General features: G+C 63.3%; 18 protein-coding genes. 11 read left to right on the top strand and 7 right to left on the bottom strand.

The window, feature by feature from the left end; genetic code table 11:
* Window positions 1-2 precede the first annotated feature (2 nt).
* On the bottom strand, window positions 3-899 hold the full coding sequence (locus ACVCNR_RS24600; protein WP_354199696.1) for a class II glutamine amidotransferase: 897 nt from the start codon (window positions 897-899) through the stop codon (window positions 3-5).
* Between the two features lie 494 nt (window positions 900-1,393).
* Window positions 1,394-2,119 carry a type II toxin-antitoxin system RelB family anti-toxin gene (relB, locus tag ACVCNR_RS24595; protein WP_354199695.1) on the bottom strand — a complete coding sequence of 242 codons (726 nt, stop codon included), beginning with the start codon at window positions 2,117-2,119 and terminating at the stop codon, window positions 1,394-1,396.
* 322 nt (window positions 2,120-2,441) lie between these two features.
* Between relB and ACVCNR_RS24590 the strand changes: the two genes are divergently transcribed.
* The 6 genes from ACVCNR_RS24590 to ACVCNR_RS24565 are packed head-to-tail and all read left to right on the top strand — an operon-like array spanning window position 2,442 to window position 9,018.
* On the top strand, window positions 2,442-3,632 hold the full coding sequence (locus ACVCNR_RS24590) for an aminotransferase class V-fold PLP-dependent enzyme (protein ID WP_447076882.1): 1,191 nt from the start codon (window positions 2,442-2,444) through the stop codon (window positions 3,630-3,632).
* A gap of 13 nt (window positions 3,633-3,645) precedes the next feature.
* A complete protein-coding gene (locus tag ACVCNR_RS24585; protein WP_354199693.1) occupies window positions 3,646-4,596 on the top strand; it encodes an HpcH/HpaI aldolase/citrate lyase family protein in 951 nt (316 codons plus the stop codon).
* A gap of 12 nt (window positions 4,597-4,608) precedes the next feature.
* On the top strand, window positions 4,609-5,799 hold the full coding sequence (locus tag ACVCNR_RS24580) for a malate--CoA ligase subunit beta (RefSeq protein WP_354199692.1): 1,191 nt from the start codon (window positions 4,609-4,611) through the stop codon (window positions 5,797-5,799).
* Window positions 5,800-5,810: 11 nt separating this feature from the next.
* Window positions 5,811-6,710 carry a succinate--CoA ligase subunit alpha gene (gene sucD / locus ACVCNR_RS24575; protein WP_354199691.1) on the top strand — a complete coding sequence of 300 codons (900 nt, stop codon included), beginning with the start codon at window positions 5,811-5,813 and terminating at the stop codon, window positions 6,708-6,710.
* Between the two features lie 38 nt (window positions 6,711-6,748).
* A complete protein-coding gene (locus ACVCNR_RS24570; protein WP_447076881.1) occupies window positions 6,749-7,717 on the top strand; it encodes a 2-hydroxyacid dehydrogenase in 969 nt (322 codons plus the stop codon).
* A complete protein-coding gene (locus ACVCNR_RS24565; RefSeq protein ID WP_447076880.1) occupies window positions 7,717-9,018 on the top strand; it encodes a glycerate kinase type-2 family protein in 1,302 nt (433 codons plus the stop codon). The genes ACVCNR_RS24570 and ACVCNR_RS24565 overlap by 1 nt, the downstream gene beginning before the upstream one ends.
* Before the next feature lie 267 nt (window positions 9,019-9,285).
* Here the strand turns inward: ACVCNR_RS24565 and ACVCNR_RS24560 are convergent, their stop codons facing one another.
* The gene (locus ACVCNR_RS24560; RefSeq protein WP_354199688.1) at window positions 9,286-9,447 is read right to left on the bottom strand and encodes a hypothetical protein; all 162 of its coding nucleotides are present in this window, start codon (window positions 9,445-9,447) and stop codon (window positions 9,286-9,288) included.
* 30 nt (window positions 9,448-9,477) lie between these two features.
* Here ACVCNR_RS24560 and ACVCNR_RS24555 point away from each other — a divergent pair, with 30 nt between their 5' ends.
* From ACVCNR_RS24555 to ACVCNR_RS24545, 3 genes are all read left to right on the top strand, one after another.
* On the top strand, window positions 9,478-12,159 hold the full coding sequence (locus tag ACVCNR_RS24555) for a phosphoenolpyruvate carboxylase (protein ID WP_447076879.1): 2,682 nt from the start codon (window positions 9,478-9,480) through the stop codon (window positions 12,157-12,159).
* A gap of 40 nt (window positions 12,160-12,199) precedes the next feature.
* Window positions 12,200-13,510 carry a serine hydroxymethyltransferase gene (gene glyA, locus ACVCNR_RS24550; protein ID WP_447076878.1) on the top strand — a complete coding sequence of 437 codons (1,311 nt, stop codon included), beginning with the start codon at window positions 12,200-12,202 and terminating at the stop codon, window positions 13,508-13,510.
* A 78-nt stretch (window positions 13,511-13,588) separates the two neighbouring features.
* The gene (locus ACVCNR_RS24545) at window positions 13,589-14,113 is read left to right on the top strand and encodes a UCP036055 family protein (RefSeq protein ID WP_447076877.1); all 525 of its coding nucleotides are present in this window, start codon (window positions 13,589-13,591) and stop codon (window positions 14,111-14,113) included.
* Window positions 14,114-14,164: 51 nt separating this feature from the next.
* On the opposite strand, the gene ACVCNR_RS24540 is transcribed toward ACVCNR_RS24545, so the two are convergent.
* A complete protein-coding gene (locus tag ACVCNR_RS24540) occupies window positions 14,165-15,241 on the bottom strand; it encodes a substrate-binding domain-containing protein (RefSeq protein WP_447076876.1) in 1,077 nt (358 codons plus the stop codon).
* Between the two features lie 188 nt (window positions 15,242-15,429).
* On the opposite strand from ACVCNR_RS24540, the gene ACVCNR_RS24535 reads away from it, so the two are divergent.
* Window positions 15,430-16,884 (top strand): aldehyde dehydrogenase family protein, encoded by a 1,455-nt coding sequence (locus tag ACVCNR_RS24535; RefSeq protein ID WP_447076875.1) that lies wholly within the window; start codon window positions 15,430-15,432, stop codon window positions 16,882-16,884.
* A 106-nt stretch (window positions 16,885-16,990) separates the two neighbouring features.
* On the top strand, window positions 16,991-17,959 hold the full coding sequence (locus ACVCNR_RS24530) for a methionyl-tRNA formyltransferase (RefSeq protein WP_447076874.1): 969 nt from the start codon (window positions 16,991-16,993) through the stop codon (window positions 17,957-17,959).
* A gap of 145 nt (window positions 17,960-18,104) precedes the next feature.
* Here the strand turns inward: ACVCNR_RS24530 and ACVCNR_RS24525 are convergent, their stop codons facing one another.
* The 3 genes from ACVCNR_RS24525 to ACVCNR_RS24515 form a co-directional block, all read right to left on the bottom strand.
* Window positions 18,105-18,359 carry a hypothetical protein gene (locus ACVCNR_RS24525; RefSeq protein WP_447076873.1) on the bottom strand — a complete coding sequence of 85 codons (255 nt, stop codon included), beginning with the start codon at window positions 18,357-18,359 and terminating at the stop codon, window positions 18,105-18,107.
* A 7-nt stretch (window positions 18,360-18,366) separates the two neighbouring features.
* Complete coding sequence (locus ACVCNR_RS24520) at window positions 18,367-19,065, bottom strand: hypothetical protein (protein WP_447076872.1); 699 nt, start codon at window positions 19,063-19,065, stop codon at window positions 18,367-18,369.
* 117 nt (window positions 19,066-19,182) lie between these two features.
* Entirely contained in the window at window positions 19,183-20,580 is a 1,398-nt protein-coding gene (locus tag ACVCNR_RS24515; protein WP_354199679.1) for an APC family permease, read from the bottom strand.
* Window positions 20,581-20,586 lie beyond the last annotated feature (6 nt).

Genomic DNA, 20,586 nt, shown 5'->3' with positions numbered 1-20,586 from the left:
GCCTAGTGCTCCCAGAAATAAACGGTGGATGGCTCGGGCTCCCAGACCCTTGCCTGCTCGACGCCCGGCAGGTTCGCCAGGGCCCGGTATTCGCTTCCGAACGCGACATATTGATCGGTTTCCGCCATGACGGCCGGCTTGCAGGCGATCGGGTCGCGCACGACGCCGAAACCATTCTTGGTGCCGACCACGAAAGTGAAGAAGCCATCGAGATCGTTCAGGCTCGATTCCAGCGCTTCGCCCAGACCCTTGCCGGTCGCGATCTGGTGCGACAGATAGGCGGCCGCCACCTCGGTGTCGTTCTCGGTCTCAAACTTCATGCCCGCGCGCCTGAGTTCGCGGCGCACATTGTTATGGTTGGACAGCGAGCCGTTGTGCACCAGGCACTGGTCGGGACCCGTCGAGAATGGATGTGCGCCCATGGTCGTCACCGCGGATTCGGTGGCCATGCGCGTATGCCCGATGCCGTGCGATCCCGACATGGCTGACAAGTCGAAGCGCTTCGCCACCTCTTCCGGCAAGCCGACTTCCTTGTAGATTTCGATGGATTCGCCGACACCCATGATGCGGGCGTCGGGCCGCAGCGTAGCGATGGCATCGCGAGCAAGCTCGAGCTTGTCGGCCGGCAATTCCAGCACCGCATGGGTGGACTTGACGGTCATGGCGACCGGGGCGCCGATCTCCCTGGAAACTTCGGAATCGAGCCCTGTGAAATCCACGTCCGGCGACGGCGACTGGATGGTGATCTTGCCATGCCCGGCAGCCGACGATCCGTAAATTGCTATGCCGGCGCTATCGGGGCCCCGATCGGTCAACAGCACCAGCATTTCGGACAGCATGGCGCCGAGCTGCGGCTCCAATGACTTGTCCTTCAGAAACAGCCCTACAATGCCACACATGTATATTCACCTCTTCCAAGCTCTTTCCCTGTCAAGGACGATAGCAGGCATATTTCTCCAATTCAACTCGTATGAATTTTTTTTTCATTTAGGACAAGTGGCAGTCCCAGGGTGCCCAGCCGGCGCCATGGCTGTGCTGCCATTTATGGACGCTCGTCTCCGCCGACGCTGGCGGGTTGCGCGGATTGGATGGGACGTCACATCGGTATGCGAACGCTATGGTCGCGGCTGCCCACCATGCGCGCATCCGTCCGGACGGCATTCTTGGTGAAATGCGGCATTGCCGATGCGGCCGGAATCTTCAGGGTGTCCTGCCGGCGAGCAAACCGTGGATCGCCTGCCCGCCGATTCAGCGGACGAAACGGCAGGGCGCAACCAATGCAGGCGATCCATGTGTAGGAATTCCGGCAGCCGCAATGGCCGGCGGACATCGGGCCGATGCTTGCGACACAGCTCACCTGCGTGCGCCTACAGGGGCCCTCGGGACGCTGACGTCAGTTGCGACGGCTGCCCTGCGGGTAGGAGATGATGGACAGGTAGCGGATAGGCCGCCGGGTCAGTTCCTCGGGACCGTGAGGTGCATCCGCGTCGAAGAACAGACTGTCGCCGGGCAGCATGCGGAAAAGCTTGCTGCCGTGCCTGTACACGACTTCGCCTTCGAGCATGTAGAGAAACTCCATCCCCTCGTGCTGGAAGGTGGGGAACACGTCGGAATCCTCCGCCAGCGTGATGAGATACGGCTCGACGACGACACCGCTCGTATTGGCGCCGATATGGCCGAGCAGAGTGTATTGGTGGCCGGCACGCGTACCGCGGCGCTCCACGTCGACACCTTCGCCCGCCTTTATGAATACGGCGCTGCGCTCTTCCTCGAAGCGCCGGAAAAGTGCGGTCAACGGCACGCCGAGCGCCCGCGACAATGCCTGCAGGGTCGTCAGGGACGGCGAGGTGATACCATTTTCGATCTTCGACAGCATGCCCAGCGAGATGTTGGTCGCGGCCGCAAGATCGGCCACCGTGATGCCGAGCTGCTTGCGGAATGTACGCACTTCATGGCCGATCGCGACTTCCAGCACATTCTCGCGGGTGTCGCGCACGGAATGAGGATCCTGGGTCAACGACACGAGGCGGCGCAGTTCGGCAGCCGGCGCCTCCGGCTTGGCTTTGCCTGCGGCCTTGGTTGCCCGGCTCTTCTTCACCGACTTCATGGTTTCCGCCATTTGGTGCGACGCTCCGTTGCCTGTGATTATGCTTTGTCTGTTCATGTCAGTACCATGTTGATGGCGGCGATTCCTAGTGTAGCGCTTGCCGCAGCCCCGAGTTGTCCTTCGTCAGCTCCATGAATCGATGGCCCGGTAGGAGAATAGGCGGGTAGGTCCAGCCTATCCTATCGGAGATCCACGCGGCTGAATGAGTAGGTTCTTTCCAACGCCACAAGGTCCACGATTCTATCTGGACAGGTGTTGTTACTTCCCAGGGCCAGGCTGATCCTTCGAGCAAGCCGAACAGGCGCTTGCGCCGCATTCCGTGGGAGGATTTCTGATGGCTGGCTATACTCATCTCTTTGTTCCGGGTCCGACAAACGTGCCAGAAACCGTCCGTCAGGCCATGAACATGCCCATGGAGGACATGCGCGCACCGGACTATCCACAGCTCGTCAACGGTCTCTTCGTAGACCTGATGAAAGTGTACCGCAACGAGACCGGCCGCGCCTTCATCTTTCCCTCGTCCGGTACCGGCGCATGGGAAGCGGCCATCGCCAACACCTTGAATCCGGGCGATCGCGTGCTGATGTCGCGTTTCGGCCAGTTCTCGCTGTTGTGGGTGGACATGGCACAACGGTTCGGCCTTGATGTCGATGTCGTGGACACCGAATGGGGAACCGGCGTTCCCGTCGACATCTACGCCGAGCGGTTTGCCGCCGACAAGGAGCACCGCATCAAGGCGGTCTTCGTCACCCATAACGAGACCACGACGGGCGTCACCAGCGACGTCGCGGCCGTGCGCGCCGCGCTCGATGCCGCCAAGCATCCAGCGCTGCTCTTCGTTGACGGCGTGTCCTCGATCGCCTCCATCGATTTCCGCCAGGAAGAGTGGGGTGTGGACTGCGCCGTCAGCGGATCGCAGAAGGGCTTCATGCTGCCGCCTGGCCTGGCGTTCCTCTCCGTCAGCCAGAAGGCCCTGGCCGCCAACAAGCAGGCGAAGCAGCACCGCACCTATTTCTCCTTCGAGGACATGATCCGGGCAAACGACACCGGCTATTTCCCCTACACGCCGGCCGTCCAGCTTCTGCGCGGCCTGCGTGCCGCGCTCGACCTTCTGCTCGACGAGGGGCTCGACAATGTCTATGCGCGCCACAACCGGCTGGCACAGGGTGTCCGCGAAGCGGTCAAGGCATGGGGCCTGCAAATCTGCGCCAAGGGGGAAAAGTGGCATTCCGACACGGTGAGCGCGGTCATCGTGCCTGACGGCATCGACAGCACCGAGATCGTGCGCCGCGCCTATCACGGATACCAGACTTCGCTGGGTGTCGGCCTCAACAAGGTTGCCGGCAAGGTCTTCCGCATCGGCCATATCGGATGGATCAACGAAGTGATGATGTGTTCCGCACTGGCGGCCGCCGAAATGGCCCTGCTCGATTGCGGCGTTAAGATCCAGGCCGGCTCCGGCGTCGGCGCGGCAGTGGAGCATTATCGCCAGTCGGCGCGTGCAGCCGTCGCCAAAGCGGCCTGAGGGAGGCACGGACATGAGCCATACCCTCCATCATCTTCGCAAACCGAGGCTCCAGCGCAGCGAGCTTGCTGTGCCGGGCTCCAATCCGGAAATGATCCGCAAAGCCGCCGAAGGCGCTGCCGACTACGTGTTCCTGGACATGGAAGACGCGGTGGCCCCGCCGGACAAGGAAAAGGCCCGCAGCAACATCATCCAGGCGCTGAACGAGATCGACTGGCGCAGCCGCGGCAAGACCGTCTCGATCCGCATCAACGGCCTGGACACCCACTACATGTATCGCGACGTGGTCGACGTGATGGAGCAGGCCGGCGACCGGCTCGACACCATTCTGGTGCCGAAGGTGGGCGTGCCCGCCGATCTCTACATGGTCGAGGCGCTGGTCAACCAGATCGAGATGGCGAAAGGCTACCAGACACGTGTCGGTCTGGAAGCCCTGATCGAAACGGCGCTCGGAATGGCCAATGTCGAGGCGATCGCCGCCTATGGTGGGCGGCTGGAGGCGATGCATTTCGGCGTCGCCGACTATGCGGCAAGCTGCAAGGCCCGCACGGTCAGCATCGGCGGCCTCAATCCCGACTATCCGGGTGACCAGTGGCATTTCGCGCTGTCGCGCATGACGGTGGCCTGCCGTGCCTACGGGCTGCGGGCCATCGACGGGCCGTTCGGCGATTTTTCCGATCCGGAAGCCTATCTGGACGCCGCCAAGCGCGCCGCCGCGCTCGGGATCGAGGGCAAGTGGGCCATCCACCCCTCGCAGATCGAGCTTGCCAACGAGGTCTTCTCGCCGCCGGCGAAGGAGGTGGCCCGCGCCCGGCGCATCATCGAGGCACTCAGGGAAGCCGAAGATCAAGGCAGGGGCGCGGCCGCGCTGGACGGCAAGATGATCGACGCCGCGTCCGAGCGCATGGCTCGCAACGTGCTCGTCGTCCATGAAGCCATCGAGCGCGCCGCGCACGCAGTCTGACGGGAGGTAAAGATGGATATCCACGAATACCAGGCCAAGGAATTGCTGTCGCGCTATTCGGTGCAGATCCCGCGTGGGGGTCTGGCCTACAGCCCCGAGCAGGCTGCCTATCGCGCGAGCGAGATCGGCGGCGGCAAATGGGTCGTCAAGGCGCAGATCCACTCCGGCGCACGCGGAAAGGCAGGCGGCATCCGCATCTGCAATTCGGACGGCGAAGTCGCGAAGGCCGCCGAAGGCCTGCTCGGCCGCAAGCTCGCCACGACCCAGACCGGCCCGAAGGGCAAGCTCGTCTCGCGCCTCTATGTCGAGGAGACTGTCGATATCCGCCAGGAGCTCTATCTCGGCATCGTTCTCGACCGCAAGTCCGAGCGCGTCATGATCGTCGGCTCGGCCTCGGGCGGCATGGAGATCGAGGAGATTGCCGAGAAGGAGCCGGACTCCATCATTCGCGCCATCGTCGATCCCGGCGTCGGCATGCAGCAGTTCCAGGCGCGCGAGATCGCCTTCGGACTCGGGCTGGAGAACAGGCTCATCAGCAAGGCGGTCGACACCCTCATGGGCTGCTACCGCGTATTCCGCGACTTCGACGCCTCCATGCTGGAAATCAACCCGCTGGTGGTGACGGGCGACGGCAACCTGATCGCCCTCGACGCCAAGATGTCCTTCGACGAGAACGCGCTGTTCCGACGACCCGAGATCTCCGAACTGAGAGACAAGTCGCAGGAGGACCCCCGCGAAACCTTCGCCAGCGATCGTGGCCTCTCCTATGTCGGGCTCGATGGCAATATCGGCTGCATCATCAACGGCGCCGGCCTGGCCATGGCCACCATGGACATGATCAAGATCGCGGGCGGCGAGCCGGCGAACTTCCTCGATATCGGCGGCGGCGCCTCGCCCGAACGGGTCGCCAAGGCGTTTCGCGCCGTGCTTGCCGACAACAATGTCGAGACCATCCTCGTCAACATCTTCGCGGGCATCAACCGCTGCGACTGGGTTGCCGAGGGCGTCGTCAAGGCCATCCGGGAGGTTGGCGTCGGCGTGCCGCTGGTGGTTCGCCTGGCCGGCACCAATGTGGAGGAAGGCCGCAAGATACTGGCGGATTCGGGCGAGGACGTGATCGTCGCCGATACGCTGGCCGAGGCCGCCGAGAAGTCGGTCGAGGCCATGCGCGCCTTTGCGAAGAAAAAGAAGAAAGCGAACTGAGGGAGGACGAGATGGCAATTCTGTTGAACCGCAGGACGCGTGTGATCGTGCAGGGCCTTACCGGCAAGATCGGCAGCTTCCATGCCGACGAGATGCGGCGCTACGGAACCAACGTCGTGGGCGGCGTCACGCCCGGCAAGGGCGGGCAGGTCCACCAGGGCATTCCGGTCTTCAACACCGTGCGGGGCGCGGTGAGAGAGACCGGCGCGGACGCAAGCATCGTGTTCGTGCCGCCGCCCTTCGCGGCCGATTCCATCATGGAGGCGGCCGAGGCCGGGATCAGGTTGTGCGTGTGCATAACCGACGGCATCCCGTCCCAGGACATGATGCGGGTCAAGCGCTTCATGCTGCGCTTCCGTTTCGAGGATCGCATGCGCCTCGTCGGTCCCAACTGCGCCGGCATGATCACGCCCGGACAGGCCATGATGGGCATCATGCCGGGCAACATCTACCTGCCGGGCCGCGTCGGCATCGTCGGCCGTTCGGGAACGCTGGGCTATGAGGCGGCGTCACAGATGAAGGCGCACGGCATCGGTGTCTCGACCAGCGTCGGCATCGGTGGTGATCCGATCAACGGCTCGTCCTTCCGCGACATCCTCAAGCTGTTCGAGGAAGACCCGGACACCGATGCGGTGGTGATGATCGGCGAGATCGGCGGACCGCAGGAAGCCGAAGCTGCCGAGTGGGCAAAGCACAATATGCGCAAGCCGCTGATCGCCTACATCGCCGGCCTTTCGGCGCCGAAGGGCAAGCGCATGGGTCATGCCGGCGCCATTATTTCGGCGTTCGGCGAGTCCGCGCAGGAGAAGGTGGAGATCCTTCGGGAAGCAGGCGTCACCATCGTGCCCACGCCGGCGGCTTTCGGCCCGGTCGTCTCGGAGGTGCTGCAGGCCCAGCCAAAGGCCGCCTGATCGCAGAGAGATCTCTTCCGAACCAACCGGGCAAAACAATGAAACCACGTATTATCGTCACCCGACGCTGGCCAGCGGCTGTCGAGCAGGTGCTGACGGAGCGGTTCGAAACCACCTTCAACCGCTCCGACGAACCGCTTGGACAGGATCGTCTGCGCGACGCGTTCGCCGAATATGACGCTATCCTGCCTACGGTGAGCGACAGCCTGCCGGCCTCGGTGTTTCCCGATGCCGGCGCGCGGTCGCGCCTCATCGGCAATTTCGGCGTCGGCTTCAGCCACATCGACATCGATGCCGCACGCCAGCGCGGCATCACCGTCACCAACACGCCGGGCGTGCTGACCGACTGCACCGCCGACATCGCCATGACGCTGCTGCTGGGCATCGCGCGCCGGGCGGGAGAAGGAGAACGCGAACTGCGTGCCGGCGCCTGGACCGGATGGCGGCCCACCCACATGATCGGCACCCGGGTTTCGGGAAAGACACTGGGCATCATCGGCATGGGGCGGATCGGGAAGGCCACTGCACGCCGAGCGCATTTCGGTTTCGGCATGGATGTGGTGTTCTACAACCGCTCGAAAGTCGATGACGATGAGACCCGCGCCATGGGCGCTCGTCAGTTGCCGACCATCGAGGATGTGCTGGCTGAAGCCGACTTCGTCTCGCTCCATTGTCCGGGCGGGGCGGAAAACCGGCACCTCATAGACAGCCGCCGTCTTGCCGGCATGAAGCCCGGCGCCTTCCTCATCAACACCGCCCGCGGCGACGTGATCGACCAGCAGGCGCTGATCGGTGCGCTCGAAGCAGGAACAATCGCCGGCGCCGGCCTGGATGTCTTCGACGGCGAGCCAGCGGTGCCGGAGGCCCTCAAGCGCATGGACAACGTCATGCTTCTGCCGCATCTCGGCAGCGCCACAGAGGAAACCCGCGTCGCAATGGGCATGAAGGTGGTGGAAAACGTCATCGCCTTCTTCGAAGGACGCGACGTCCCGGATCGGGTGGCGTGATGGAACCTTCTGCCTCCGCCTCCGACCTGATCACGTTGCGCAAGCAGGCGCTGGAACTGTTTCGCGACGGCGTCAGCGCCTCCGATCCCGTAAGGGCCGTGTCCGAGGCGCTGGATCAGCGCAGGCAGATGATTGCCGCAGCCCGGCGTGTGATTCTGATCGCCTTCGGTAAGGCAGCCTGTCCGATGGCGCAAGGCACCCTGCCCTTCCTCGGCAGCAAATTGCACGCCGCGTGCGCCGTGACCAATCCCGAGAATCTGGCACGCCTCGACGACCGGGCCGTGGTCTTGACGGGCGGCCATCCGCTTCCCGATGAAAACAGCCTGCGGGCAGGACAGATGATCGAGGACCTCGCGCGGTCGGCCGGGCCGGGCGACCTGTTGCTGGTCCTCATCAGCGGCGGCGGCTCCGCCCTGCTCTGCGCGCCGGCGCCGGGCATCGCGCTGGCCGACAAGATTGCCTTGAATGACGCGCTGATCCGGTCAGGCGCCGACATCCGCGAGATCAATACGGTGCGGCAGGCATTCTCCCGCCTCAAGGGCGGCCGCCTCGCCCAGTTGGCGACGGGCGCGCAAGTGCTGTCGCTGATCCTGTCCGACGTGCCAGGCAACGACATATCCACCATCGCCAGCGGGCCGACGGCGAAACCGCGCGAGACGGATGCCCGGGCAATTCTCGACCGGTATGGGCTGACCGGCGCGCTGCCGACCGCGATGCGGGAGCATTTGAACCGCCTCGCCTGCCAAACGGGCAGACAGGCGGACAGCTTCGATCATGTCGAGAACATCGTGATCGGCGGCAACGACATCAGCCTGAAGAAGGTGATGGAGCGCGCCAGCTCGCTTTTCCCGGCTGTGGTGAAGGCGAACGACTGGCTCGACGGTGACGTTTTCGATGCCGCCTGCGCCCTCCACAGGATCGCGCTCTACGCCGCCCGCGAGACCGGTCCCATCGCGATCGTGGCCGGCGGAGAGCCGACCGTCAAGGTGAAGGGCGGCGGCACGGGCGGGCGCAATCAGGAACTCGCACTGCGCTTCGCCGTGCTTGAGGAAAACGCTCCGATCGGCCGCCAGTGGGTGTTCCTCAGCGGCGCCACGGACGGGCGCGATGGCCCCACCGATGCTGCCGGCGGGATCGTCGATGCAGGGTCGACGGGATGGATGCGCCAGTTCGGTTGCGATCCGGACATGCATCTGGCCAACAACGATTCATATCCCGCACTCGCCTCATCCGGGGATCTTCTGCTGACCGGCGCAACGGGCACCAATGTGGCCGATCTGCAAATCCTGCTCATGCGATAGCTCGGACGATCCTGACCCGCTCCGGACTCTCGAACGGGTCCGGTTCGGAAGCCTGCCTCCCCTTACCGGGTAGGTTTCCGGTACTTGCCTCCGGTCCCGGCCGGAGGCTTTTTCTTGTCCGGGAGCGGAAGTCACGCTTCGGTTCAACCGGTCTGCAAAGCCTTCAACGCAGCGGTTTTCAAGCATTTGGCATGGCTTTGCCCCTCGGCAGGGGCAAAGGCTGCTTACGGATACGCGAACGCGCTTTTCCACCTACCCGCCAGCCGATCAAACCACCACCCGAAGGATCGGGATTTTTACCCGTCCGGGCGTTTCGATTTGCGGGAAAAAGAGCTTTGCTCGGTCCTTGAGGAACATAAGCCGCAACAGGCCCGCTTCGGCGAAAGCCAGCGTCGTCGGTTCATCTCTGTGACGAGCCAGGACGATCAAGCGGAGCTGCGGCGGGAGGAACGGTGTCACTTGGACCAGGGAAAACCTCTAACCCAGCATGAGGATGCCAGGAGCCTGCTGTTCAGGCAGCTCGTGTCGGTGGTCAAGGAGCGCGAGCCCACCGTGGCGCAGGTGCTGATTGGCCGCACTGCCCTTGACGAGCTCGCGTCCCACGAACGCATCCCGGCCTTGCAGGCGACCGGCATCTGGTTCCAGCTTGTCGCCATCGCCAACGAGCTGCTGGCCATGCGTGCCCGCCGGGAGGCGGAAAAGCTTGGCGGCGCGGACGATGTGGTGGGCTCTTTCGCCAATGTGATCGGCGAGATTGCAGCCGCCGGCTATCCGGCCGAACGGGTCCAGCAGGCGCTCGACAGCCTCCTTGTCGGTCCGACCATGACGGCCCATCCGACCGAGGCCAAACGTGTCACTGTGCTGGAAATCCACCGGCGCATCTACCGCAAGCTCACCGAGTTGGAACAGCACAGATGGGCACCGCGTGAACGCGCACAGCACATCGACGATCTCAGGGGCGAGATCGAGCTGCTGTGGATGTCGGGAGAACTGCGGCTCGAACGGCCTTCGGTCGAGCATGAGATCGCCTGGGGACTGCACTTCTTCCGCGAAGTGATCTTCGAGGCGACACACAAGCTCTATGAAACCGTCGAGGAAGCACTCGCTCACCACTATCCGGAACACGTCTTCCCCGTTCCCTCCTTCATGCGCTATGCGTCATGGATCGGTGGCGACCGTGACGGCCATCCGGACGTGACGGCAAAGATCACCGCTCACGCGCTGGCGGAATGTCGGCGTGCCGCCCTCAACTGGTATGTCTCCCAGGTCCGCAGGCTGGTTGCGGTGCTGAGCGTCAGCGCCCGGGTGGTGGATATTCCGGATGAATTTCGCGCCGCCCTCTCCGCGGTTCTGGAACACAGCGGCGATGCCGAGAGGATTGCGGCGCGCAACCCTGACGAGCCGTTCCGCCAGTTTTGCGCGGCCATGCTGGAGCGGCTTCTGGCGACCCGGGGCGACGGGACGGGCACGTCCTATCCGCGCGCCGAGGCGTTCGCGTCGGACTTGCACAGCCTCCAGCACGCATTGGCCAGGGTGGGTGGCAGGAAGGCGGCACGTCGCTTCGTGCGCCCATTGCTGCGGCAGGTCGAGACCTTCGGCTTCCGCACGGTGTCCCTCGACATCCGGCAGAACTCGACGGTCGTCAACCGGGTTCTCGCCGAGATCTTCAACCTCACGGACAAGGCCGGCGCGCCCGATCCCGGTGGGCCGCGGTGGAGCGAACGCATCCGCTCGGCGCTCAACAGCGGAGAGCGCCTCGATCTCGACAGGGCATGCCTGTCACCGGAAGCACGCGAGATGCTCGACCTTTTCGATGTCATCCGCGATGCGCGCGCAGGCCTCAACGGCGGAGCGGTCGGTGCCTTCATCCTGAGCATGACGCGTTCGTGCGAGGATCTTCTGGCCGTCTATCTGCTGGCGCAATATTGCGGGCTGGCGACGGCTCCGGACGGCAGCGGCACCATAGCCCTCAAGGTCGTCCCTCTGTTCGAAACCATCGCCGACCTGCGCGCGGCGCCGGATATTCTCGACCGGCTGCTCAGCGTGTCGATCGTCAGCCGGTCGGTGCGCGATCTCGGCAACTGCCAGGAAGTGATGCTGGGATATTCGGATTCCAACAAGGATGGCGGCTTCCTGGCGTCCAACTGGGAACTGAGCAAGGCCCAGAGGCGGATCGCCGATCTGGGCACCCGGCGCAAGGTCAGGATCAGTTTCTTCCATGGCCGGGGCGGATCGGTCAGCCGGGGCGGCGCCCCGACAGGCCGGGCCGTCGCCGCGCAGCCGGCCGGCACGGTCGGCGGCGTCATGCGGGTGACCGAGCAAGGCGAGGTCGTCTCGTCGAAATTCGCCAATCGCGGAACCGGCCTCTACCAGCTCGAAATCCTTGCCGCCAGCGTCTTCGCCCACAGCGTGAAGTCCCGCGACGAAGAGGAATTGAAGGCCGTTCCCGAATACACCGAGGCGCTTGAGGCGCTGACGGGTATGTCGCAGGCCTCCTATGCCGGCCTCGTCGGCGAGCCGGGCTTCATCGACTATTTCAATCAGGCGAGCCCGGTCGAGGAACTGGCCCTGCTCAAGATCGGCTCGCGGCCGGCGCGGCGCTTCGGCGCACGCGATCTTTCCGATCTGCGCGCCATTCCGTGGGTCTTCGCATGGAGCCAGAACCGTCATCTGCTGACCGGTTGGTATGGGATAGGCAGCGCGCTCAACTCCTTCGTGACGGTGCGCGGCGACAACGGTCTGGAGCTTCTTCAACAGATGTTCGAGCGCTTCCGTTTCTTCCGGTTGGTCGTCGATGAAGTCGACAAGGTCCTCTACCAGGCCGACATGGAAATCGCCCGGCTCTATGCCGAACTCGTGCAGGACGATGACGTCGCCAGGCGCATCTACGACAAGATCGCCGCCGAATTCGCACTGACCTGCCGGATGATCAGCCAGGTGAATGGCGGCAAGCTGCTGCCGGAACGGTTCCCCGCCTTCAAGCGGGATTTCGACCGCGTCAGGCCGCAGATGGACAGCATTCACCGTCTCCAGGTGCAGCTCCTGCGCGAGGTCCGCGAAGGCAACGCCCCGAAACGGTCGGTCAATTCGCTGCTTTTGTCCATCAATTGCATATCGGCCGGTCTCGGATGGACCGGCTGACAACATTGCCAACCGTCAGGTGACGCAAGGGAGGGTTTCCATGAACGTCAATATTCCCAACAGGCCGGGCACCGGCAAAACCAACTGCTTCTTCGGCGCCGGTGTCGCTGAAGCCGATCCGGCGGTGAACGGGTCGATACAGCGCGAGCTCGGACGCCAGCGCGAGGAGATCGAGCTGATCGCCTCGGAAAACATCGTCTCCAAGGCCGTACTGGAGGCACAGGGCTCGGTGCTCACCAACAAATACGCGGAAGGGTATCCGGGGCGTCGCTACTATGGCGGCTGCGCCTATGTGGACGAAGTGGAGGAACTGGCGCGCGAGCGCGCCAGGTCGCTGTTCGACTGCACCTATGCCAATGTCCAGCCCAACTCCGGCAGCCAGGCCAACCAGTCGGTGTTCCTGGCCCTGATGAGCCCCGGCGATACTTTCCTTGGCCTGAACCTTGCCGCCGGCGGGCATCTTACCCATGGCGCGAAGGCAAATATGTCCGGTAAATGGTTCAACGCCGTTTCCTACAGCGTGCGGCCGGACGACCATCGCATCGACCTTGACGAAGTGCGCGACCTTGCCCTCAAGCATCGCCCCAAGGTCATCCTGGCCGGCGGGTCGGCCTATCCGCGGGTGATAGACTTCAAGGCATTCCGCGAGATCAGCGACGAGGTCGGCGCCAAGCTCTTCGTCGACATGGCCCACTTCGCCGGTCTGGTCGCGGGCGGCATCCATCCCAATCCGCTCGCGCATGCCCATGTCGTCACCACCACCACCCACAAGACGTTGCGCGGACCGCGCGGCGGCATGGTGCTTTCGAACGACGAGGAGATCGGCCGCAAGATCGATTCGGCCGTCTTTCCCGGTCTTCAGGGCGGGCCGCTGATGCATGTCATAGCCGCGAAGGCCGTGGCCTTCGGCGAGGCGCTGACGCCCGCGTTCAAAGGTTATGCGGCGACCGTGGTGGCCAATGCGAAGGCGCTTGCGGAGACGCTGGCGGATGGCGGCGTGGACATCGTGTCCGGCGGCACCGACACCCACCTGATGCTGGTGGACCTGCGCCGCAAGAACCTGACCGGCAAGGCCGTGGAAGCCGCGCTCGGCCGCGCCCATATCACCTGCAACAAGAACGGCATCCCCTTCGATCCGCAAGGGCCCACCGTCACATCCGGCGTCAGGCTCGGCACGCCGGCCTGCACCACGCGCGGCTTCGACGTGGCAGACTTCCGCGAGGTCGGTCGCATGACCATGCGCGTGATCGACGGGCTGGCTTCGAATGGCGAAGAGGGCAATGCCGCAGTCGAAGCGGAAGTCCGTGAGGAAGCGCAGGTCCTGGTCCGCAGATTCCCGATCTATGACTGAGGCGACTGCTGCCCTGCAAGACATCCGCGGCGCGCTTGCGCGCCGCCGGATCCGGTCTCTTCAACAAAAGAGGTCTAAATGTCCGCATATCATGTCTACGAGAATGCACCGCTTGGCAGCCTGATCCGCTTCTCCGACGGAACGCCCAAGCCTTCGGATGAGGTCGCGAGCGAATTCAAGACGTGGCAAAAGCGGAACGGTACTGGGCTTCTGGCAAAGAGAGAACCTTCACCCGAACTGCGAAGCTGGGCGCCGCCGGCTTCCATCACACTGCGTACCCTCGATCTGGATGGACCTGGTGCCGGCGACAGCGGATTGCTGACCTTTTCGGTGGACAGCGACCTGCGCTTCGAGATCGTCGAGCGTCCTAAATCCGGGACGTTTCGCGTGCTGCGCGGCTCCGACAGCGAGGTCGAGCTGCTCGATATCGCAAGCAATCTCGCCGAGGCGGAACGGTATCTGTCCGCCTATCCTCCTGCCGAGCTGCTTATCGAGGAGGCCACTGCCGACGAACGCGCGGCGGACGAGGTCGAAGGCCGGTCGGCGTCGATGCGCGCGGCCGTCGCGCGCCACCGGGCGGAGCGGCCGCGGGCGGTGGACTGATCCGTGTATGTGCCCGGGAATGCCGCATCTCGCAGCGGCTCCATCGAGCCGCTATTGCGTTTGCCGGAACACCTCGCTGATGGTCTTGATGGCTCCCGCCTCTTTCACCTGATAGCCGGGTAACTGGTTTATGGCGGCATGGAACTCGTGGCCACGCATGACCGACAATACCCGCTGCACAGCCTCCAGTTCGAGGATTTCCTTGCGGCAGACGAAGACATAGTCTTCCGTCAGCAGGCGCACGAAATCGAGATCGAACTGGCGGGCAGCGGCCTCGACACCGAAGGCCACATCCGCGAAACCGCTGGCGACATAGGCAGCGACGGCGGCATGCGTGAATTCGGAATGCTCGTAGCCGTTGATGCGGCTGCCGTCGATACGATGACGGGCCAGCAACTGCTCGAAGAGAAGCCGCGTGCCGGAGTCCGGATCGCGATTGACGAAGCGGATCTGCGGATCGAGCAGCCGTTCCACCTCCGAGATGCCGAGCGGGTTGCCGCGCCGAACCATAAGGCCCATCTCGCGCGTGACGAACGAAATGACGCGGTGCGTCCTGGGGTTCAACCAGCCCTTGCCCGCAGCGATCGCACGCTTGCGCAACTCGCCCTGGGGCAGATGCATACCGGCCAGATCGCAACCGTCGTGCCCCAGCGAGACGAGCGAGCTCTGGTTGCTGACATAGCGGAAATCGACGTCGATGTCGGGTTCGCGGGCGAGCAGTTCCCGCAACTTCGGCACGGCGAAGCCGTGGCTGGCATGCACGCGCAGCACCAGCGGACCGTGCGCGAGCATCTGGTTGATCTCGGTTTCCAGTTCCTGCGACAGGTTCTGCAACAAGGGCCTCAGCCGCGCTTCCAGCCTCTGGCCCGCCCAGACCAGCGTTTCACCGAACGGAGTGAGTCTGGTGCCCCTGCCCTGCCGGCGCACGACGATCGGCATGTTGAAGAAATCGGACCATTTCTCGATCAGATTCCATGCATGGCGATAGGAAACGCCTGCCCGCTCGGCGGCAGCGGTGATCTTTCCGGTCGTGCGTATCTCCGCCAGGAAATCGAGCAGGATCTCGAGGCACTGATCATCCTCGCGGCGCCGAAAGCGCCAGACGGGCTCGATCTGAATCTGGATCATGTTTCCTCCCAAGGCATGATAAGCCATAAATTGGAACTTCAGATCATATTTTATCCTTTCATATTAGGCAATAAATTTCATATTCACGAAACTAGATTCACCAGATACCCTGCTATTATCATAGTCCTCATAGGCTTCGGTAGTAGCTAATATGTGAACTAAGTTTCATATTATGGGAGAATCTGAACTTGCTGAATCGAGTTACCGACGACACACACAAGCTGTTGATAGACGGGCTCCGCGTCGCGGCTGTCTCCGGGCGTAGCTTCGAGACCCTGAACCCCGCCACGGGCGAGATCCTGGCCCGGGTTGCCGAGGCGGACGCGGCCGATGTCGATGCGGCGGTCCGGTCGGCTCGCGCCGCCTTCGAGGGCGCGTGGGGTCACATGAAGGCCAGTGAGCGCGGCGCGCTGCTGCTCAGGCTGGCGGACCTGATCCGTCGCGATGAGGACGAGCTGGTGCAACTGGAAAGCCTGGATTCGGGAAAGCCCGTCTCGGCCATCCGCCGCCAGGACCTGCCGGCCGTCATTGACACGCTCACCTACTACGCCGGCATGGCCGACAAGATAAACGGCCAAGTCATTCCCGCCCGTTCCGATGCGCTCACCTACACGGTGCGCGAACCGCTGGGCGTGGTCGGGGCTATCATCCCCTGGAATTTCCCATTGATGATCGGCATGTGGAAGATTGCGCCAGCACTGGCCTGCGGCTGCACCGTGGTGCTGAAGCCAGCGGAAATCACCCCCCTCACCGCGCTCAGGATCGGCGAGCTGGCGCTGGAGGCGGGCTTCCCGGCCGGCGTCCTCAACGTCGTGCCGGGCTTCGGCAAGGTCGCCGGCCAGGCACTGGTGGATCATCCGGACGTCGACAAGGTGACCTTCACCGGCTCGCCCGTGGTCGGACGCCAGATCCTGCAGGGCGCTGCCGGAAACCTTAAGCGCGTGACGCTGGAACTGGGCGGCAAATCCGCCAACATCATCTTCCCCGACGCCGATATCGATGCGGCGGTGAAGGCCGCCGGCGCGGGCATCTTCTTCAACACCGGACAGGTCTGCTCGGCCGGTTCGCGCATCCTGGTGCATCACAGCATCCATGACGAGGTGGTGGAGCGGCTGGCCGCGCGTGCGCAGTCGACCCGCATCGGCGATCCGCTGGAGAGTTCGACGGGCATGGGGCCACTGGTATCGGAAGTGCAGATGAAGCGCGTCCTCGACTATATCCAGGTCGGTCGCAAGGAGGGCGCCACGCTGGTCACCGGCGGTTCGCGGCGCGGCGACACCGGCTATTTCGTCGAGCCTACGGTCTTCGCCGGCGTGCGTCACGAAATGCGCATCTCCCAGGAGGAGATTTTCGGTCCGGTCGCAGCGGTCATCCCCTTCCAGGACGATGAGGATGCTCTGCGCATTGCGAACGGCACCGTCTACAGCCTGGCCGCGGGTGTATGGACCGGCGATATCGGCCGGGCCCACCGCTTCACCCGCAGGCTGAAAGCAGGCACGGTCTGGGTCAACACCTACGGACCCACCGATATCCGCCTGCCATGGGGTGGGGCGCGCGACTCCGGTTTTGGCCGCGAGCATGGCGACGCGGCCATCGAGAACTTCACCGAACCCAAGGTCGTCTGGATCAATACGGGCCGCTAGCCCGCACCACCCACCCGCCAGCCATTGCCGACAGGTCTGCCGCCCCGGCGCGCAGCCATCGGCGATGCACAGCCGGTCTTTGTCCAAAACCGAGGAGGAAGAAAGCATGCGCATTGCAATTATCGGCCAGCAGGCCTTTGGAAAGAGTGTCCTGGAAGCCTTTCTGGCACGGGGGGACGAAGTGGCGGGCGTGTTCTGCGCGCCCGAAAAGCCCGGCGCGCGCCCCGATCCGCTGCGTGTGGCCGCCGAAGAGCTGGGGTTAAGGCTGTTTCAGCTTCCCAACCTGAAGAGCCTCGCGGCGGAAGGCGCGCTGCGCGCGCTCGATGTCGATCTCGCCGTCATGGCCTATGTGCTGCAGTTCGCACCGCAATCCTTCGTCAACATCCCCAAGCATGGCACCATCCAGTACCATCCGTCGCTGCTGCCGAAGTATCGTGGGCCGAGTTCGATCAACTGGCCGATCATCAAGGGCGACACCGAGACAGGGCTCACCATCTTCCGGCCGACTGATGGCCTGGACGAAGGCCCGGTGATCCTACAGAAGCGCGTCACTATCGACACCGAAGACACGCTGGGCAGCGTCTATTTCGACGGGTTGTTTCCGCTGGGTGTCGAGGCGATGCTGGAGGCCGCTGATCTCGTCGTCGCCGGACGTCACACCGAGACCGTGCAGGACGAGGACGAAGCCTCCTACGAGGGCTGGTGCCGCGATGCCGAAGCGCAGATCAACTGGAATGCGCATATCGACATGATCCACAACCTCATCCGCGGTTGCGATCCTGCTCCGGGCGCATGGACGACCGTGCTCGACGCCAAGGTGAGGCTGTTCGATGCGAAAAAGCACCCCGTCCGCCGCTTCGGCGATGTGCAGGGCAAGCCGGGCGAGATCGTGGAGGTCGCAGAGCAGACAATTGCCGTATCGGTGCAGGGCGGAACGATCGAGATCGCCAAGGTCCGCACCGAGTCCGGGCAGAAGCTTTCGGCGGCTGCGTTCGTGAAATCGCATGGCCTTTCGATCGGCGACCGGCTGGAGTCTCAGGCGCAAACCGACCTTGCGGCGGCAGCGGGTCAATGACCTTCCGGACTGCCCCTCTCCTGCCGAGCGATCGAGGCATCGTGAACGGCAGACGGCAGTCGCACAGCTTCTCGCGCGACTGCCGCTTATCCTTTGAACACCAGACTTTCAGGCTCCCAAAGGTTTCGCGAGAGCGGCTTCGTATTCACGTTGCACGGGCTTTCAAAGCAGCCCGCCGATATGCGTCGGGAATAGATAGCGCCCAGATAAACAGGCCACCGGCGTGGCGCCCGATAAACGACTGATCGGGCGTGGTCGTCACGTAACTTAGGACTGAAAACAATACGACGAAAAGCACGAAAACGAGTCCGCGGGTTGCCTCTCGTATGGCCACATGGCCGGCCCCCGGCAGGAGCATTGCGAGCACCAGGACGATCCAGGGACGAGACAGCTTCGACATTACAACCTCAGGCCACCGCTGAGACGGCAGCGCTTCGCTCCCCAGGCAAAACCTGGCGCAAGATCTCGGCGTCCGCAATCGCTGCCTTTACCTGTTCAGGCGAAATGGCGCCGATGGGAAACCGGGTCTGTCTCAATATCAGATGCGACCCGCGATCACCTTGCGCGGCCTGCCGAGTCAATCTTACAACACGTGGTGTTATTGCCGCCTCCTTCACCGTGGGATCTGAGAACAGGCTCCGAAACAACGCCGACACGCATTCGATCTGTGCGGCAGTCGCTTTGCCGTCCCCACGCACCAGCAGCGGCACATCTGCCTGAGGCGGGTCGATCCACTGCGGCAATTCATGGACGATCGAATAGAATTCGGCTCCCGTCGGCCTTGCCAGCGCGCCGATCGACGGTCGCCGCTGGATGTCGGTTTCCGCAAGGGTGACCTGCAGCCAAAGTTGCGGAAGCCGGCGAAAGACCAGGGTGTCGGGAATCAGTTCGATCTTCACCGAACGTTGATCCGGCAGCTTGCCGACCAAGACCGGAAAGGCATCGCGGCCAAGCCTTATGTTCACGTCGCTGAACAGTACGGTTAGTGAATCCAGCAGGCCACTGCGCTCCGCAAGAGCCATGCGGTGATCTCTCAGAGCGCGTATGGACAGCCATCCCAGCGAAACGGCTGCAAAGGCCATGAAGGCGAGATTGATAACCGTCAACGACGTGCCTTCTCGTGAACCAAAACTCCCACAGCTTAGTCCAATACTGGCAGCAATTGGGACTGCAACATTCAGGCATAAGGCGCGTAGCGGCGGACTGCCACCGCTACGTTCAATTCAATACCCCAGCGGTTTCGGCCACGGCATGGTGAACTGGTCACCGCGCCGCACGAACTGATAGCGCCTGTAGTGGAACCACAGCGATGCAATGATGTAGAAGCACATCATCGCGATAAGCTGGGTGCCATACCCCAGGAACACCGCGAAGAATGCCGTTGAGCACAATATGAGCAGGATGATCGTCGGCAGTGGGTGGAACGGGTGCACATAGCCTCGCTTGATCGTGTCGAGCGGCCATTTGCGACGGAACATCACCATGTTGAAGGTCATGAACGTATAGCCGAGAAGGCCCGACAGGATCGAGAACGTCACTACCTGGTCGAGCGGCGCGCCCAAAGCAAAGATCAGGGCGATAGGAACCAGGAACACGATCGAGCGATAAGGTGTGCGGTAGACAGGATGGACGGCACCGAACCAGCTCGGCAGGTACCGGTCACGGCCCATGGAGAACCACGCCCGCGAGGCATCGTTGATGCAGCCATTGGCGGATGCCAGCGTCGCAAACATTGTACCGATGAACAACAACACCATCAGCCAGGTGCTGCCGGTAACACGCGCCGCATCGAAAAGCGGCGTTCCCGCCTGACCGAGATATTCCCACGGAATCAGGCCCGAGCACATGTACCACGTCATGGTTGCAGCAATCAGCAGCGTCATGATCCCGGCCATGGTTCCATAGGGCAGCGAGCGGGCCGGCGATCGGACCTCTTCTGCCGCCTGACAGGTGCCTTCAATGCCAAGGTAGTACCACAGGCCGAAATGCAGGGCGGCGACGATACCCACCCACCCATAAGGCAGGGGTTCCTCGGTAACGGCGGAGAAGTCGAGCGGGACCGCGGAAACGCCAAACTGAATCGCCAGGAACAGCACGACAATTGCGGTGAACGCGATGGCCACGATCGCCAGGTTGAACGTCAGCGTTGCCAGCACGCCGCGATAGTTGAGCCAGGCCAGGAACATGATGGCCAGCACGATGAACGGCTGCTGGTTGAGTCCGGTATGGCCGAGCATGCCTGCCACGGAATCGAGAAGGAAGCCGACGGTAATGGCGTTGGCCGCCTCCAGCATGGTGTAGGCCATGACTAGGTAGAGACCGACATTGAAGGCCATAAGCGGACCGACGATGTGCTTGGCCTGCGCATATTGACCGCCTGCGGCTGCGACGGTGGATGTCACTTCCGAATCGATCATGGCCACGCAAGTGTAGAGCAGACCTGCCACCCAGCAGGCAACCAGGCCGGCAATCATGCCGCCTTTGCCGACCGAGAAATTCCAGCCCATATATTCGCCGACGAGAACGATGCCGACACCAAGCGCCCAGACATGCGCCGGACCGAGCACGCGTAACAGTTGAAGCCGTTCCGGCTCACCGGCGTTGGTCGAAACATTTGACATGTGAGC

It is taken from the genome of Aquamicrobium terrae, from assembly GCF_052978165.1.
This window is presented reverse-complemented; position numbering and strand designations above follow the sequence as displayed.